Origin of the sequence: Pseudomonas sp. W22_MBD1_FP4 (assembly GCF_052113765.1) — a bacterium.
GTDB lineage: Bacteria > Pseudomonadota > Gammaproteobacteria > Pseudomonadales > Pseudomonadaceae > Aquipseudomonas > Aquipseudomonas sivasensis.
This window is the reverse complement of record NZ_JBGQOI010000011.1, coordinates 125,769-141,770: the sequence shown is the minus strand read 5'-3', so window position 1 is coordinate 141,770 and position 16,002 is coordinate 125,769. Positions and strand designations below refer to the sequence as shown.

Here is a 16,002-nt window from a genome sequence, read left to right as displayed (position 1 = left end):
CACTGACCCACGGCCATCGGGGGCGAGCCCCCTCCCACACTGGACCGGGTTGCCAATCCAAAAAAAATAACACTGCTGAGCACACCATCATGACCCAGCAAAACCTGTTCCTCGGCATCGACTGCGGCACCCAAGGCACCAAAGCCATCGTCCTCGACGCCTCCAGCGGCAAGGTGCTGGGCCTGGGCGCCGCCGCGCACACGTTGATCAGCGGCGCCAATGGCCGTCGCGAACAGCACACCCAGGAATGGCTGGACGCCTTTACCGAAGCCACCCACCGCGCCCTGCAACAGGCTGGCGTGGACGGCCAGGACATCCTTGGTATCGGCGTTTCCGGCCAGCAGCACGGGCTGGTGCTGCTGGATGACCAAGGCCAGGTCTTGCGCCCGGCCAAGCTGTGGTGCGACACCGAAACCGCGCCGGAGAACGACCGCCTGCTGCAACATCTGGGCGGCGAAAGCGGTTCACTCGAACGGCTGGGCGTGGCCATCGCACCGGGCTACACCGTGTCCAAGCTGCTCTGGACCCGCGAACAACACCCGGACATCTTCAAGCAAATCGCCCATATCCTGCTGCCCCACGACTACCTCAATTACTGGCTCACCGGCCGTGCCGTCGCAGAATACGGCGATGCGTCCGGCACCGGCTATTTCAACGTGCGCAGCCGTGACTGGGATGTGGCACTGCTCAAGCACATCGACCCCAGTGGTCGCCTGGAACAAGCCTTACCGCAACTGATCGAAGCCGATCAAACCGTGGGCAGCATCCTGCCTGCCATCGCCGAGCGCCTGGGCATCAACCCCAACGCCATCGTCGCCAGCGGCGGCGGCGATAACATGATGGGCGCCATCGGCACCGGTAATATCGCGCCCGGCGTGATCACCATGAGCCTGGGCTCATCGGGTACCGTCTATGCGTTTTCGGACCAACCCAACGTCAGCCCCCAAGCGTCGGTCGCCACATTCTGCTCATCCAGCGGCGGCTGGTTGCCGTTGATCTGCACGATGAACCTGACCAACGCCACAGGCGTGATACGCGAGCTCTTCGAACTCGACCTCAACGCGTTCAACAGCCTGGTGGAGCAAGCGCCGATTGGCGCCGACGGCGTCAGCATGCTGCCGTTCCTCAACGGCGAACGCGTACCCGCCCTGCCGCACGCCACTGGCAGCCTGCACGGCCTGACCATGACCAACCTGACACGCGCCAACCTGTGCCGCGCCGTGGTTGAAGGCACCACCTTCGGCCTGCGCTACGGGCTGGACCTGCTGCGCCAAACCGGCCTGCAAAGCCAGAGTATCCGCCTGATCGGCGGCGGCTCGAAAAGCCCCGTGTGGCGGCAGATGGTCGCCGATATCATGAACACCGAAGTGATCTGCACCGAACAAAGCGAAGCCGCCGCCCTCGGCGCGGCGATCCAGGCTGCGTGGAGCCAGTCCGGCGAATCCCTGGCCAGCCTCTGCGACAAATGCGTGAGCGTTGACCCGGCCAGCCGTACCCTGCCGGTGGCGGCCCATGTCAGCGCCTATCAACTGGCTTACGAACGCTATCAACAGCACGTGGCAACCCTTTAAGAGCGAACGACTATGTATCTGGTGTGTGGTGAAGCGCTGTTCGATTTTTTCAGCGAGGAAGATGCCAGCGGGCAGGCCTCCAAGGTCAACTACAAGGCGATTGCGGGTGGCTCACCGTTCAACGTCGCGGTGGGGTTACGCCGCCTGGGCATCGAGGCCGGGTTGTTCGGCGGCCTGTCCACCGATTTCCTCGGCCGACGCTTATTGCAGGTGCTGAAAGATGAAGGCGTCAGCGAGCAGTTCCTGGTGGAATTCGCCGCGCCGACCACCCTGTCCATGGTCGCCGTGGGTGCCAATGGTTCACCGCAGTACAACTTCCGGGGTGAGGGCTGTGCGGACCGGCTGCTGCAAGCCGAGCATTTGCCGGTACTCGGTGATGACGTGCGTGGGCTGCATATCGGCTCGTTCTCCCTGGTGGTGCAACCGATTGGCGACACCCTGCTGGCCCTGGTACAGCGCGAAAGCGGCAAGCGCCTGATCAGCCTCGACCCCAACGTGCGCCTCAACCCGCAACCCGACATCCAGCTGTGGCGTGACCGCGTCGCCGAACTGGTCAAACATGCCGACCTGATCAAGGTCAGCGATGAAGACCTGCACCTGCTGTACCCCGACCAGTCGCCGGAAAGCGTGCTGCAAGGCTGGTTGCAACACCGTTGCCAGTTGGTATTCCTCACCCGTGGCGGCGACGGCGCCAGTGTGTTCAGCCGCCAACATGGCACCTGGTCGCAACCTGCGGTCAAGGTGGTGATGGCCGACACCGTGGGCGCCGGCGATACCTTCCAGGCTGCGTTGATTGCCTGGCTGACCGAGCAGCAGTTGGATTCGGTCGACGGCCTGCAACAACTCACCCGCGCGCAAATTGACGCCATGCTGGGCTTCGCGATTCGCGCGGCGGCGATGACCTGCACCAAAACCGGCCCGGACCTGCCGTATCGTAAACAGTTGGGCTGAACACCCGGTTTCATGAAGGTTTTGTCAGCCAGGCCTCGATTAATCGATGGTTAATCCCGCAAGCCGACAGTGAAGTCGAACCCACTTGCGGAGCACCTTCATGAAACTACGTACTTTACTGTGTGGCGGCACGCTGGCACTGGCAGCCGTCTCGGGCCTGGCCCAGGCCGACAACCAGAAACCCGTGCCTTACCAATACGGCATGCCGCTGAACATCAAGCATGTGATCGCCATGAACGAAGCGCCGACCAATGACTGCAAAGTCATCGACGCCGATATCAAGTTCGTGGACAAGGCTGGGAAAGTCGAAGATGTGGGCTATCGGAAGCTGTCCGACGCGTGCAGCTTCCAGAATTGAGCGTTGCACTGTCACACAGCAAGCCCGCGTAGATAGGCGTATTCTTGCGGGCTTGTCCCAAGGCCGAAAGGAATCGCCATGTCGTTCAGTTTTCGTACCCTCGCCACCACAACCGCCCTGCTGTGCTTTGCCCTCGCACTGGTCTGGGGGTTACGCCCCGATCTGCTGCTCGGTATGTGGGGAGTGAATTCTTCAGACGCCACAGGCCTGGTCGCCCGCCGCAGCGCCGCGCTGTTCCTGGCCATCGGCATCATGTTTTACCGGGCCCGCCATGCGCCGCCTTCGGACACGCGTCGCGCCATGACCAGTGGCTTTGCCATCGGTTGCCTGGTGCTGGCTGTGCTGGGCTTGAGTGAGTGGTTCAATGGCAACGCCGGGCCGGGGATCTTCCTGGCCGTGGCGACCGAAACCGTATTGGGCCTGGCGTTTATCCAAGCCCACAGGTCTTCGGTGGTTCACCCTCAGGCGTCTGCCTAGTAATAGGCTCGACCTCCCGCTCTTTGCAGGGCGGGTGCATGGGTATTTTTCAGATCTTCACGCAACCCGGCGATCAGGTTGCAAATCGCTCGACTGCTGTCGAGTTTGTCCGTCTTGATGCCTTTGACCTCCAAATCCACCCGGTCACGGTCGCGATCGTCATAGATCTTGATCGTCAGCGAAGCATCTTCGGCTTTGGTGCATTCGCACCGTTTGGGCAGGAAACTTCCTTCAATAATGCTGCGAAGCTCTAATTCCGAAAGCATGGCCAACCTCTCCTTTTTTGAGACTGCCAACAGAGTCTTATGGGTGTGGCAGACGCCTGCCTGCCGCGTCTTGCCGACCTTGGAAGACGTTTCAACTACCAGCCTACTCGGCAAAATACGCTTGCGTTGTAACCATTCCTCATAAGGAACGCGCAAGTTTATATAACTTAAACAGGTCCCCGTCCGTAGTGTTTATAACATCGTCGAACAGCCACGATTAAACGTTTAACCCTGCACTTCGTGTGCGTATGCCGTCACTCTTTCAGCAACATGTCGCAAACTATCAAAGTTAATATTCGCCCCGGAATTCACCGCCACCAGTGTCTGCCCATGCACGCCTCGTTGCGCCACGTACTTGCGAATGCCCGCCACCGCCAACGCGCCAGAGGGTTCGGTGATGGAACGGGTGTCGTCGTAGATCAGCTTGATGGCGCTGCACAGTTCGTCATTGCTCACGGTGATGACTTCGTCCACCCACTCCCGGCAGATTTCAAAACCGTAGGCGCCGATCTGCGCTACGGCGGTACCGTCGGCAAACCCGTCGACGCTCGGCAACACCACCCGCTCACCGGCACGCAGGGCGGCCAGCAGGCAACTGGAGCCTTCGGGCTCGACACCGACGATGCGCACCTCAGGCCGCAGGTATTTGACGTAGGCCGCGATACCTGCGATCAGACCGCCGCCACCCACCGGCACGAAGATGGCGTCCAACGGGCCCTGTTGCTGGCGCAGGATTTCCATGGCCACGGTGCCCTGGCCGGCGATCACGTCCGGATCATCGAAGGGCGAAACGAACGTGCATCCGGATGTCTCGGCCAGTTGCAGCGCGTGGGCCAGGGCAAACGGGAAACTCTCCCCGTGCAACACCGCTTCGGCGCCTCGGGAGCGCACGCCCAACACCTTCAACTCGGGCGTGCTGCACGGCATGACGATCCGCGCCTTGATCCCCAACTCCTTCGCCGCCAGTGCCACGCCTTGCGCATGGTTCCCCGCCGATGCGGTCACCACACCGCGTGCCTTTTGCTCGGCGGTGAGCTGCACCAGCTTGTTGTAGGCGCCGCGAATCTTGAAGGAAAAGGTCGGTTGCAGGTCTTCGCGCTTGAGCAGCACCTGGTTACCCAGCAGCGCCGACAATGCCGGCGCGGCTTGCAGGGGCGTACGCAACGCCAGGTCATAGACCGGCGCGGCGAGGATCTTTTTTACATAGTGTTCAAGCAATGCCGTATCAGCGGTGTGGGGGACGGGGCACGTGCTCATGGGTGTCTCCTGGTTTTCAAGGGCCCTGGAGACGGAAAAACAAAACCCGCCTCTAAGGCGGGTTTGGGTGCAGCCGTGTGCTATCCCGCCAAATGAGGAATGGCGGTAATAATGCTTGGCTGGCTGCGGAAGGTTTGAAATGTCATGTCACGAAATTAACCGGGCGTCACCGGGCAAGTCAATGGCCAAGCGCCATTTAGCGTTTGGGGGTTTACGATAGATATACGAAACATATACGCTTTGTATATCAACTTTTAAACAGTGAACCCCATGGGCATCGTCAAAATCACCGACCAACTGCATGAACAACTCCGCCTGGCCAGCGCGGCCATGGACCGCTCCATCAACGCCCAGGCCGAGTTCTGGATCAAGATCGGCCTGCTCGCCGAACTCAACCCCAACCTGCCGTACAACGAGCTGATCAACAAACTGTTGCTGGACAAGCCCGACCTGATCCGGGGGCGCAGCTGATGATCAAGACTGCCGCTCAACTGGCTGTGATGCGCGAATCCGGGCGCCTGCTGGCTCAAGTGTTTGACATGCTCGACGGGTTTGTCGCCGCCGGCCGTTCCACCCTTGAGCTGGACGCCGCCGTCGAAGCCTTCATTCGTAACGACCTTAAAGCCCGCCCCGCCAGCCTCGGGCAATACGACTACCCCTTCTCCATCAACACCTCAATCAACGAAGTGGTGTGCCATGGCATGCCCAGCGCCAAGGAGATCCTCAAGGACGGCGACATCATCAACATCGACATCACCCTGGAAAAAGGTGGCTTTATCGCCGACTCCAGCAAGATGTACATGATTGGCAACGTCGCCCCCAAGGCGCGGCGCCTGGTGGAAATGACCTTTGAGGCGATGTGGGCCGGGATCCGCCAGGTCAAGCCCGGCGCACGCCTGGGTGATATCGGCCATGCAATCCAGAGCCACGCCCAGGCCAACGGCTACAGCGTGGTGCGTGAATACTGCGGCCACGGCATCGGCAAGCAGATGCATGAAGAACCGCAAATCCTGCACTTCGGCAGACCCGGCACCGGGCTGGAACTGCGCGAAGGCATGGTGTTTACCATCGAACCGATGCTCAACCAGGGCAGTTCCAAAGTGCGCAGCCTGAAAGATGGCTGGACGGTGGTGACCAAGGACAACAGCCTGTCGGCGCAGTGGGAGCATACGGTGGCGGTGACGGCGGATGGCTTTGAAGTGCTGACCTTGCAAACACAGCCAGGCGAATAAACGGTGGTGAGCGGGCTTGTCGAAGAAGTACTCCCTCGCCCCCCTTACATCGTCGCGCCCGCCATCCGTTTGAGCGCCAGTACCATCAAGCCGGCGCCCAACCCCATCGCTGCCAGGAACAATGGGTACGACACCCACCACGGCGTACCCGCGGTCATCATGCTGAACTCCGACATACCGCCAATGCTGGCGATCAGGTTGAGCGGCAAGAACACCACGTTGATCAGCGTCAGCTTGCGCAACAGGTTGTTCATGCTGTTGTTCATCAGGTTGCCGCGCGCATCGATCAGCCCGGAAAACACGTTGGAATAGATCTCCGCCTGTTTGTAGCACTGGTGGTTCTCGATGATCAGGTCATCAATAAGGCCGAGAATTTCAGCACTGAAGTGCTCCTTTTCCCCATGGTTACGCAGCCGCGACAGCACGGCGCCGTTGCTGTGCAGCGCGTTGATGTAATAGATCAGGCTTTCGCTGAGGCTGAACATCTGCATCAGGTGATGGTTGCTCATGGACGCGTTGAACTGCTGCTGCAACTCCCGTGCAACCAGCTTGATCACCTTGAGGTGGCCCAGGTAGTGGTGGATGTTGTTGAGCAACAGGTCGAGCAATACGTCCAGCGGCGTGTGCAACGGCCGGCGCTGGCCCAGGCCACTCAGTGGGGTCTCATCAGTGGCGATCACCAGCAGGCGGCCGGGTGAAAACAGCAGGCCGCACGACGCCACTTCGAACACCAGGTTGCCGCCACCGGAATAGTTCTCCGGGCGCTTCCAGATCAGGAACAGGTTGTCGGGATGAAACTCGATGCGTGAGACTTCGTCCGGGTCGAGCGCCGACGCCAACGCGTGCTCGTCGAGCTTGTGGTGATCTCGCAGCCACTCGCGCTCGGCCAGGTCGGGGTTGTTGAACAACAGGATCGGGGCCGCGTCGCAGTGCCCCGGACGTAACTTTCCACCGTTCAGTTCAAAGCGCTGGATCATCGCGCGTCACCACACCTGGCCCTGGCGTTTCAGCTCCAGGCGCCGCACAAACTCTTCCAGCACCAGGCTGTACAGGTCGTCCTGCAAGTAGGCATCTTCGATTCCAGCATCCAGGTTCGGGTTGTCGTTGACCTCGATCACCGCCACCTTGTCGCCGGACTGCTTGAGGTCCACACCGTACAGGCCGTCGCCGATCAGGTTGGCGGTCTTCACCGCCAGTTCCACCACCGCCTTGGGCGCTTCATGGACGGCCAGGGTGCGGCATTCGCCGTTGATGGCCTGGCCGATGGCCTTGTGGTTATAGATCTGCCAGTGGCCCTTGGACATGAAGTACTGGCAAGCGAAGATCGGTTTGCGATTGAGTACGCCGATGCGCCAGTCGTACTCGGTGTAGAAGAATTCCTGGGCCAACAGCAGCACCGAATGCTCGAACAACTCGGCGGTGGCCTTGAGCAAGGCTTCCTGGCTTTCGACCTTGATCACGCCTCGGGAGAAACACCCGTCGGGAATCTTCAACACCAGCGGAAACCCAAGGCGCTCGCCGACCCGTTCGAAATCTTCCGGTCGCTCCTTGTAGAGAATCTCGGTGGCGGGCATGCCCAGCTGATGGCTGTTGAGCAAGTCGGTGAGGTAGACCTTGTTGGTGCAGCGCAGGATCGACGCGGGGTCGTCCATCACCACCAGGCCTTCGCTTTCGGCTTTTTTGGCAAAGCGGTAGGTATGGTTGTCAACGCTGGTGGTCTCGCGGATCAGCAAGGCGTCGTATTCGGCCAGCCGCGCGTAGTCCTTGCGCTCGATCAGCTCCACATCGATGCCCAGGCCCTTGCCCACGCGGATGAAGTTCTCCAGGGCACGGGCGTTGGAGGGTGGCAGCTGCTCCTCTGGATCGTGCAGGATTGCCAGGTCATAACGGGCCAGGCGCCGCGAACGGGGTTGGCGCCAGATCTTGCGGCTGAAGTTATCAAGGGCATGGGCGAACTGATCTTCCTGATCGTCACGCAACTTGTGCAATACGCCGGATTTCACCCCTTCGATATGCCAACCGTTATTCTTTCTGAATTCAACCAAGAGGATCGGACACGGGAATGTTTCAAACAACTGGCGGGCCAATTCCTGCAACGGTTCTATATTGGTCCTGCCGAAGTAAAGTGTCAGGGTAAACCCTTCGGTATTACTGTAGAGGTGATGACTCAAGGCTTTATCAAGGGTTTTATCCAGGTCATCCAGCGCCAGGCCGTACAGCGACTTCTTAGTCAGTTCGCTTATGGTACGCACCGAGGGAATCACCTTGTGTCCGCGCGCTTCGGCCAGCAACGAGCAGTAGTAGCCGTGCCCCAGGTACTTGTAGCTGCGGCACAGGTTGATCACCTGTACACGCTTGCCAGTCTCGTTTTGCCGTGTTTGCTCAAGGTATTCCTGGGCGGTGACGATGTCTTCGCTGGGAAAGTAGGAGGCCCAATCTTCCTTGCGCTCAACAATAATCACCACTTGACTGTTACTTCGAGGCGACGCAGAAAAAAAGCCCTTCGAAGTTATTGTCGCCGCGACAATTTGCTCGGATACTTCACGCCAATGACCTTGTACCGCCGACATAATATTTGATCCGCTTTAGAGAACTCGACCTTTTCTATTAAGCACGATCTTTTAGGGAAGTCCCGTTTCGTTACGCAACTTTTACGGCGGTTATATGGCTCTTTTCTCTCGCGTTGCATTACCCGGTGATGTACCGGCATTGGTCGCATTGGAACAACAGTGTTTCACCAGTGACCGGCTCTCATCGCGCAGTTTTCACTGGATGATCAGCCGCGCCCACGGCCAGTTGCTGGTAGCGGAACAGGACGGGCAGTTGCTCGGTTATGCGCTAGTGCTGTTTCGTCGTGGCAGCGCGTTCGCGCGCTTGTATTCCATCGCCATTGCCGCCCACGCACGCGGCCTCGGGCTGGGCAGGCAGTTGCTCAGCCATGTCGAGGCCTGCGGGGTGACGCACGGGTGCGCGCACCTGCGCCTGGAGGTGCGCACCGACAACCCCGGCGCCCTTGCGCTGTATGAGCGCAATGGCTACCGGCGCTTCGCCCAGGTCAACGACTACTACGCAGACCACACCCCGGCCCTGCGCCTGGAAAAAACCTTGGTCAGGCCACCTGCTTGATCCCGGCCTTGGCTTCCAGCTCGCGTACCAGCGGCAATACGCGTTTGCCGAAGTACTCCACTTCTTCCTGGAAGTGCAGGAAGCCCGCCAGCACCAGGTCCACGCCTACGGCCTTGAGTGCAACGATGCGCTCGGCGATCTGCTGCGGAGTGCCGATCAGGTTGGTCTTGAAGCCATCGTTGTACTGCACCAGGTCTTCAAAGCTGGACTTGGCCCAGTTGCCCTCGCCTTCGGGTGACGCCTTGCCTGCTTGCTTGGCCGCGTCGCCAAAGGCATTCACGGCTTCCGGGTCGGCCTTGTCGATGATCTCTGCGAGTACGGCGCGGGCTTCTTCCTCGGTGTCGCGGGCGATGATGAATGCATTCACGCCGACTTTGACCGAGTGGTTATTTGCAGCAGCCTTGGTGCGAATGTCATCGACCTGGGCCTTGATGCCTTCCGGGGTGTTGCCGTTGGTGAAATACCAATCCGACACCCGCGCCGCCATGTCCCGCGCGGCCCGTGAACTGCCGCCCTGGAACACTTCCGGCTGGCCCAGCGGCTTGGGTTTGAGGGTGTAGTTGTTGAAACGGTAGAAGTCGCCCTTGAAGGTAAAGTCGTCCTGGGTCCAGATGCCTTTGAGGGCGCGGATAAATTCCTCGGAACGGCGATAGCGCTCGTCGTGTTCCAGCCAGTGTTCGCCGATGGCCTGGAACTCGCCCTTGAACCAGCCACTGACGATGTTCACCGCAATGCGGCCGTTGGTGAGTTGGTCGATGGTCGCCAGTTGCTTGGCCGCCAGCGCCGGCTGCCAAGGGCCGGGAAGGATCGCGGCGATGACCTTGAGCTTGGTGGTCGCCGCCAGCAGCGCATGGCTGAACGCCACGGATTCATGCTGGTTCTCGGCGCCGTAGCCAGCGGTGAAGCGGATCTGGGTCAGGCCGTATTCGAAGCCGGCTTCTTCGGCCAATTGCGCCAGTTTACGGTTGTAGTCGATGCCCCAGTGGGTGCGTTGTTCGATCTTACTGACCACCAGCCCACCGCTGACGTTGGGCACCCAATAGGCAAATTTCACGGCTTGCTGACTCATCGAACGGTACCTCGTGCAAAAGGGATGTATCGAGGCTTGAGCAGCAAGCGTGCCAGTCAGTGGCAAAGGCCCATGCCATGGGCGTTGCGCCCAAAAAAACGCCCCCGGCGGGCGTGCAGGCACATGTCATGGATCACGCCGGTTTGTCGGAATGCTGTTGCTGGAGCAACAGTAATCAACGCAAATGCCCCGTAAACATTGGGCCACGAACCCGGCACGGACTGTGCAATCCCCCTTGCATTGACCACTGCCCCGGAGCCTTGCCCATGACCGAACATCACGTCATTAACCCGCTGTCCATCGGCGTCGATTACCCCACCTTGGCCGCGCGCTTCCGGCCGATCTTCCAGCGCATCGCCGACGGTGCGGTGCAGCGCGAACTCAGCCGTACCCTGCCCCATGAGCCGATCCAATGGCTCAAGGAGGCCGGTTTCGGCGCGGTGCGCGTACCGGTGGAATATGGCGGTGGCGGTGCTTCGCTGCCGCAACTGTTCGAACTGCTGATCGAACTGGCCGAAGCCGACTCCAACGTACCCCAGGCCCTGCGCGGGCATTTCGCCTTTGCCGAGGACCGCCTGAACGCGCCGCCGAGTGCCGGCCGGGACCTGTGGTTCAAGCGGTTTGTCGACGGCGATATCGTCGGCTGCGCCTGGACTGAAATCGGCAACGTGGCCATCGGTGATGTGGTCACCCAGGTCAGTCCCGACGGCGATAAGTGGAAGCTCAACGGTGAAAAGTTCTACAGCACCGGCAGCATTTTCTCTGACTGGATCGATGTGTACGCCCAACGCAGCGACACCGGCGGCGATGTGATCGCTGCGACCCGTGCACGCCAGCCTGGCGTGGTGCACAGCGACGATTGGGACGGCTTTGGCCAGCGCACCACCGGCAGCGGCACCTCGCGCTTTACCGATGCTGAAGTCGAGGCGGATAACGTCATCGACTTTGCCACCCGTTTCAAATACCAGACCGCGTTCTACCAACTTGTCCTGCTGGCCAGCCTCGCCGGTATCGGCCGTGCGGCGTTGCGCGATGTGGCCCACCAGGTGCGCAGCCGCAAGCGCATCTACAGCCACGGCAATGCCCAGCATGTGAGCCAGGATGCACAGATTCAACAGGTGGTGGGCGAAGTCGCAGCACTGGTGTATGCCGCTGAGGCCAGCGCGTTAAGGGCGACATTGCCAGCGCAACGGGCTTACGTGGCGCGGTTTGGCGGGGATGACGTCGTGGAGCGCGAAGCCAACGTCGCCGCCGAAATTGAATCGGCCACGGCGCAGGTGGTGGTGTCGGAGTTGATCCAGCGGGCTACCAGCGAGTTGTTCAACGCACTGGGGGCGTCGGACGTGCGCCAGGGGAAAGCCCTTGATCGGCATTGGCGCAATGCGCGGACTGTGTCGTCCCACAACCCGGTGATCTACAAGGCGCGGATCGTGGGGGACTGGGTGATCAATGGCACCGAGCCGCCGTTTGTGTGGCAGATCGGCAATGGCCCGGCGAAAGCCTGAGGCTGAGCGGGGTCAAAACTGTGGGAGGGGGCTTGCCCCCGATGGCAGTGGGTCAGTCACTGTATTCAAAAACTGACCCACCGCTATCGGGGGCAAGCCCCCTCCCACATTGGATACTGCGCACGCCTCAGAAGGCCAGTTTGTAACCAACCGCCATTAACATGATCGCCAGGCACGGGCGAAGCACGCCGTCCGGGATCTTGCCGGTCATGTGGCTGCCGAAGTAAATGCCCGGCAACGAACCCATCAGCAGAAAGCCCAGCAGGTGCCAGTCCATATTGCCCATGCCAGCATGGCCCAGTCCGGCCACGAGGGTCAGGGGAACCGCGTGGGCGATCTCGGTGCCCACCAGGCGGCGCGTGGCCAGGAATGGATACAGGATAAACAGCGCCACAGTGCCCAGGGCGCCGGCGCCGATTGAAGTCAGGGCGACCATGGTGCCGAGGATGGCGCCGGTGACAACGGTCAAGCCGTTCAGGTTGCGCGGGTTCATGTGGTAGCTGTCGCCCGCGTGACGCTGGGCGAAGGCCAGCAGGCGTTGCTTGAACAGGATCGCCAGGGCCGTCAACAGCAACACGACGCCGAGGGCTTGCTTGATGACCGCGTTCATCGCCGTAGGATCGGTATGCAAGGTGGCGAGAAACCACAGGGTCAGCAGCACCGCAGGCACACTGCCCAGGGTCAACCAGCCGGTGATGGTCCAATCGATGTTCTTGTTCTTGCTGTGTACCAGCACGCCACCGGACTTGGTGATGGCCGCGTACAACAGGTCAGTGCCCACAGCCGTGGCCGGGTTGATGCCGAACCACAACAGGATCGGGGTCATCAACGAGCCCCCGCCGACACCGGTCATGCCCACGATAAAACCTACGATCAGGCCGGCAATTACGAAACCAAAGTTACCCACATCCATTACAGCTACCCGCGGCCTTATAAATTTCTGGCGGCAGGATAGCGATTTTTCTTATAACGACTTATACCAATATGATCTGACTTTAGATCTTTTTCGCTTAATGCAATTTTTTTTGCCGATCACTGCATCCAGTTGGCGTGCCCATGGGTAGTCCTTGCAGCAACCCTGCTGTTTCATCTAATGGAGAAACACCCATGAACGCTAAAGCCCTGCTCTGCCTCACCGGTTTGCTCGTTGCCAGCCCCGCCGCCTTTGCCCAGGCCGGTTTGCCGGACAGCATTAAAGTGCCGGACGGCCACAAGGTAGCGATGGAAACCACCGGTGTCGGCGAAATCACCTACGAGTGCCGCGACAAAGCCAACGCCGCTGGCCAGACCGAATGGACTTTCGTCGGCCCCAAGGCGGTGCTCAATGATCGCAGCGGCAAGCAGGTCGGCACCTACTTCGGCCCACCTGCCACTTGGCAAGCCAAGGACGGTTCGAAAATCACCGGCACCCAGCTGGCCGTGGCGCCATCGAGCCCGGGCAACTTGCCATATCAACTGGTCAAGGCCAACCCGGCCGAAGGCAAGGGCGCGATGAGTGGCGTGAGTTACATCCAACGGGTCGCCCTTAAAGGCGGTGTAGCGCCGAGCACTGAATGCACGGTCGCCAACAAGGGCAAACAGGAAGTGGTGAAGTACCAGGCCGACTACATCTTCTGGGCGGCCAACTGAACAAACTGCGCTACGCTGCCTGTGGCGAGCATGCTCGCCACAGGGGGTCAGCCATTTGAGGGATGTGCGTGTTTGATTACGAAGCCTGTCTGCTGGCCTGTGCCCGTGGCGACCAACGCGCCTTGCGCCGACTGTATGAGCAGGACAGCAGCCACTTGCTCGGCGTAGCCCTGCGTATCGTGCGTGACCGGGCGCTGGCCGAAGATATCGTGCATGACGCGTTTATCAAGATCTGGCGCGGCGCCGGCAGTTTCGACCCCAGCCGTGGTTCGGCGCGGGGTTGGGTGTTCAGCGTGACCCGACACTTGGCGCTCAACGTGGTGCGCAACCAGTACCGTGAGGTGCCGCTGGACGACGAACACGAGCACGTCACCGCGCCCGCCGACACCTTTGAGTTTTCCGCGCGTTCCGGGCAGATCCACACCTGCCTGGAGCAGCTCGATCCGGCCCGCCGCACGTGCATCCTGCATGCGTATGTCGACGGCTATTCCCATAGCGAAATCGCTTCGAGGTTGGACACCCCCCTGGGGACCGTCAAAGCCTGGATCAAACGTAGCCTCGCCGCGCTGCGGGAGTGCATGGCATGAACAACCCCTTGGACGAACTGGCCAGCGAATACGTGCTGGGCACCCTGCCCGCCGAGCAACGGGCCGACGTGGAACAACGCCTGCCCCACGATGCCGAGTTACGCGCGGCGGTGGATGCCTGGGAGCAGCGACTGCTGCCCCTGACCGCGTTGGCCGAGCCGGTGTTGCCCTCGGCGCAGTTATGGCGGCGCATCGAACGTAACACCGCAAACCCGGACGCCCACGTACCGTGGTGGAACCTGCTGGCCTTGTGGCGCGGCCTGGCCGGTGCCGGGCTGGCGGCAAGCGTGGTGCTGGCGACGTTATTACTGACCCGCCCGCCCATCGCGGACCCCGCCTTTGTGGTGGTGCTGGTGGCCCCCCAAAGCCAGGCGCCGGGCTGGGTGATCCAGGCCAGCAACAATCAGCAGATTCAGTTGATCCCGTTGGGCGTGATGGAAGTCCCAGCGGACAAGGCGCTGCAGTTCTGGACCAAGGGTGATGGCTGGCAAGCTCCCGTGTCCCTGGGGCTGGTCAAGCCGGGGCAAACCCTGTCGCTGCCGCTGGACAGGCTGCCGCCGCTGTCGCCTAACCAATTGTTCGAACTGACCCTGGAAGACCCGAGCGGCTCGCCGACCGGCAAACCCACCGGGCCGATCCAGGCCATCGGCCGCGCGGTCAAGGTGCTCTGATCAACCGAGGCTGGGCAGCCACACGCGAAACCGCGCACCACCCAACGGCGACGCCTGGGCGGTCAACGTCCCGCCCTGGGCTTCCAGGGCGCGGCGGCTGATCGCAAGACCCAGGCCGAAGCCGCCGGTGCTGCGGTCGCGGCTGCGGTCGAGGCGATAGAACGGTTCGAAGATACGTTCACGCTGGTCCAGCGGGATGCCGATGCCATCGTCATCCACCCAGATTTCACAGCCCTTGGGACACACCTTGACCCCCACCTGGATGCGCTTGTCGCAGTAACGCGTGGCGTTGCGCAGCAGGTTCTGCAAGGCACGGGCGGTGAGGCGCGGGTCGAGGCTGAAGCGTTCTACAGCGCAATCAAGCACGACATCGATGACGATCTCGGGGTTTTCCAGCTCGTCGTCGACGCTGCCCAACACGCTGTCGATAAACTCATCGAGCACCACCTCGACCCGCTCCGGCAATTGCGCCGGGTTTTGCAGGCGGCTGTAGGAAAGCAACTCCAGCACCAATTCATCCAGCTCACGAATATGCGCCACCAGGCCGTGCAGACGTTCGCGACTGGCCTCGGGCAAGTCTTCGGACAGCGCCAGGGCCAGGCCGAAATCCAGGCGCGTCAACGGCGTGCGCAGTTCATGGGAGACGGCGTTGAGCAGGTCTCGCTGTTGGTTGAGCAGGTGTTCGATGTCGTCGGCCATGGTGTCGAACACTGCCGCCAGGCTGCCGATGTTGGAGCTGGGCGGAATACGGGTGCGCTCGGCCAGGTTGCCCTTGCCGAGTTGAGCGGCGGTGCTTTTCAGGCGTTCCAGATCACGCCAGTGCGGGCGCAGCCAGAACAGCAGGCAGGCAAGCAACGCCGCGCCGATCAGCACATTCATCGACCAGTACAGCAGGTTCATGTCCAGCGGGTCTGGCGGAATGGTCAGCTTGACCACGAACTGCTGGTTGAGCGGCGAGCTGATCTCTTCCATCCAACCCCATTCTCCCAGGCGAATCACCGGCTTGCCCTGCTCCAGCAGCTTGGCTTCTTGCGGGGTATAGCTAGCGTCCTGACGCAGCAGCAGTTGCACTTTGAGCGGCGCAAAGTCGCGGCCCAGTTGCTCGGTGACCTGGGACCAACGCTCCACCGGCGCCCGCAGGTATTGCTTGACGATGAGGGTTTGCTGGCCACGGGACTGCTCAATGTTGTAATCCAGATAACGGTGTTCGAACAGCTGAATGACCAGTTTGGGAATCAGGTAAATCGCCGCACTGTAGGTGACGATGGTGATCAGGTAGAGGCGCAGCAGTACACGAAACATG

At 60.9% G+C, this 16,002-nt stretch carries 17 protein-coding genes and 1 pseudogene; 11 read left to right on the top strand and 7 right to left on the bottom strand.

Going from position 1 to position 16,002, the window contains the following annotated elements:
- Positions 1 to 89 precede the first annotated feature (89 nt).
- From xylB to ACEN2T_RS16065, 4 genes are all read left to right on the top strand, one after another.
- Positions 90 to 1,571: a xylulokinase gene (xylB, locus tag ACEN2T_RS16080; RefSeq protein WP_032886875.1), complete on the top strand. Its 1,482-nt coding sequence runs from the start codon at positions 90 to 92 to the stop codon at positions 1,569 to 1,571.
- A 12-nt stretch (positions 1,572 to 1,583) separates the two neighbouring features.
- Positions 1,584 to 2,522: a carbohydrate kinase family protein gene (locus ACEN2T_RS16075; protein ID WP_095185871.1), complete on the top strand. Its 939-nt coding sequence runs from the start codon at positions 1,584 to 1,586 to the stop codon at positions 2,520 to 2,522.
- Between the two features lie 100 nt (positions 2,523 to 2,622).
- A complete protein-coding gene (locus ACEN2T_RS16070; protein WP_442116988.1) occupies positions 2,623 to 2,880 on the top strand; it encodes a DUF2790 domain-containing protein in 258 nt (85 codons plus the stop codon).
- A 78-nt stretch (positions 2,881 to 2,958) separates the two neighbouring features.
- Positions 2,959 to 3,357: a hypothetical protein gene (locus ACEN2T_RS16065; protein WP_181643672.1), complete on the top strand. Its 399-nt coding sequence runs from the start codon at positions 2,959 to 2,961 to the stop codon at positions 3,355 to 3,357.
- Here the strand turns inward: ACEN2T_RS16065 and ACEN2T_RS16060 are convergent.
- Together ACEN2T_RS16060 and ilvA are read right to left on the bottom strand one after the other, a co-directional pair.
- Entirely contained in the window at positions 3,354 to 3,623 is a 270-nt protein-coding gene (locus ACEN2T_RS16060) for a DUF1652 domain-containing protein (RefSeq protein ID WP_032886880.1), read from the bottom strand. The two genes, ACEN2T_RS16065 and ACEN2T_RS16060, sit on opposite strands and share 4 nt — an antisense overlap.
- A gap of 225 nt (positions 3,624 to 3,848) precedes the next feature.
- Positions 3,849 to 4,880, bottom strand: a complete 1,032-nt coding sequence (gene ilvA, locus ACEN2T_RS16055; protein WP_081797707.1) for a threonine ammonia-lyase, biosynthetic — start codon at positions 4,878 to 4,880, stop codon at positions 3,849 to 3,851.
- A gap of 270 nt (positions 4,881 to 5,150) precedes the next feature.
- Here ilvA and ACEN2T_RS16050 point away from each other — a divergent pair, with 270 nt between their 5' ends.
- Both ACEN2T_RS16050 and map read left to right on the top strand, forming a co-directional pair.
- On the top strand, positions 5,151 to 5,351 hold the full coding sequence (locus tag ACEN2T_RS16050) for a ParD-like family protein (RefSeq protein ID WP_025855286.1): 201 nt from the start codon (positions 5,151 to 5,153) through the stop codon (positions 5,349 to 5,351).
- On the top strand, positions 5,351 to 6,112 hold the full coding sequence (map, locus tag ACEN2T_RS16045; RefSeq protein WP_099602882.1) for a type I methionyl aminopeptidase: 762 nt from the start codon (positions 5,351 to 5,353) through the stop codon (positions 6,110 to 6,112). Before ACEN2T_RS16050 ends, map begins: the two co-directional genes overlap by 1 nt.
- A 44-nt stretch (positions 6,113 to 6,156) precedes the next feature.
- Here map and ACEN2T_RS16040 read toward each other — a convergent pair whose 3' ends face one another.
- Together ACEN2T_RS16040 and ACEN2T_RS16035 are read right to left on the bottom strand one after the other, a co-directional pair.
- The gene (locus tag ACEN2T_RS16040) at positions 6,157 to 7,089 is read right to left on the bottom strand and encodes a magnesium transporter CorA family protein (protein WP_442116987.1); all 933 of its coding nucleotides are present in this window, start codon (positions 7,087 to 7,089) and stop codon (positions 6,157 to 6,159) included.
- Positions 7,090 to 7,095: 6 nt separating this feature from the next.
- On the bottom strand, positions 7,096 to 8,682 hold the full coding sequence (locus ACEN2T_RS16035; protein WP_442116986.1) for a RimK family protein: 1,587 nt from the start codon (positions 8,680 to 8,682) through the stop codon (positions 7,096 to 7,098).
- Between the two features lie 94 nt (positions 8,683 to 8,776).
- Between ACEN2T_RS16035 and ACEN2T_RS16030 the strand changes: the two are divergent.
- Positions 8,777 to 9,226, top strand: a pseudogene (locus ACEN2T_RS16030) (GNAT family N-acetyltransferase); the annotation flags it as partial.
- Here the strand turns inward: ACEN2T_RS16030 and sfnG are convergent.
- Positions 9,222 to 10,307 carry a dimethylsulfone monooxygenase SfnG gene (sfnG, locus tag ACEN2T_RS16025; protein WP_032886892.1) on the bottom strand — a complete coding sequence of 362 codons (1,086 nt, stop codon included), beginning with the start codon at positions 10,305 to 10,307 and terminating at the stop codon, positions 9,222 to 9,224. The pseudogene ACEN2T_RS16030 and the gene sfnG overlap by 5 nt on opposite strands.
- A 266-nt stretch (positions 10,308 to 10,573) precedes the next feature.
- Between sfnG and ACEN2T_RS16020 the strand changes: the two genes are divergently transcribed.
- On the top strand, positions 10,574 to 11,812 hold the full coding sequence (locus ACEN2T_RS16020) for an acyl-CoA dehydrogenase family protein (RefSeq protein WP_095185879.1): 1,239 nt from the start codon (positions 10,574 to 10,576) through the stop codon (positions 11,810 to 11,812).
- 127 nt (positions 11,813 to 11,939) lie between these two features.
- On the opposite strand, the gene ACEN2T_RS16015 is transcribed toward ACEN2T_RS16020, so the two are convergent.
- Complete coding sequence (locus tag ACEN2T_RS16015) at positions 11,940 to 12,725, bottom strand: sulfite exporter TauE/SafE family protein (protein WP_095185880.1); 786 nt, start codon at positions 12,723 to 12,725, stop codon at positions 11,940 to 11,942.
- Positions 12,726 to 12,919: 194 nt separating this feature from the next.
- Between ACEN2T_RS16015 and ACEN2T_RS16010 the strand changes: the two genes are divergently transcribed.
- The 3 genes from ACEN2T_RS16010 (at position 12,920) to ACEN2T_RS16000 (ending at position 14,699) form a co-directional block, all read left to right on the top strand.
- A complete protein-coding gene (locus tag ACEN2T_RS16010; protein WP_032886898.1) occupies positions 12,920 to 13,441 on the top strand; it encodes a DUF3455 domain-containing protein in 522 nt (173 codons plus the stop codon).
- Positions 13,442 to 13,509: 68 nt separating this feature from the next.
- Entirely contained in the window at positions 13,510 to 14,028 is a 519-nt protein-coding gene (locus tag ACEN2T_RS16005) for a sigma-70 family RNA polymerase sigma factor (RefSeq protein ID WP_442116985.1), read from the top strand.
- Positions 14,025 to 14,699 carry an anti-sigma factor domain-containing protein gene (locus ACEN2T_RS16000; RefSeq protein WP_122681366.1) on the top strand — a complete coding sequence of 225 codons (675 nt, stop codon included), beginning with the start codon at positions 14,025 to 14,027 and terminating at the stop codon, positions 14,697 to 14,699. The genes ACEN2T_RS16005 and ACEN2T_RS16000 overlap by 4 nt, the downstream gene beginning before the upstream one ends.
- On the opposite strand, the gene ACEN2T_RS15995 is transcribed toward ACEN2T_RS16000, so the two are convergent.
- Positions 14,700 to 16,001: an ATP-binding protein gene (locus tag ACEN2T_RS15995; RefSeq protein WP_032886902.1), complete on the bottom strand. Its 1,302-nt coding sequence runs from the start codon at positions 15,999 to 16,001 to the stop codon at positions 14,700 to 14,702.
- Position 16,002 lies beyond the last annotated feature (1 nt).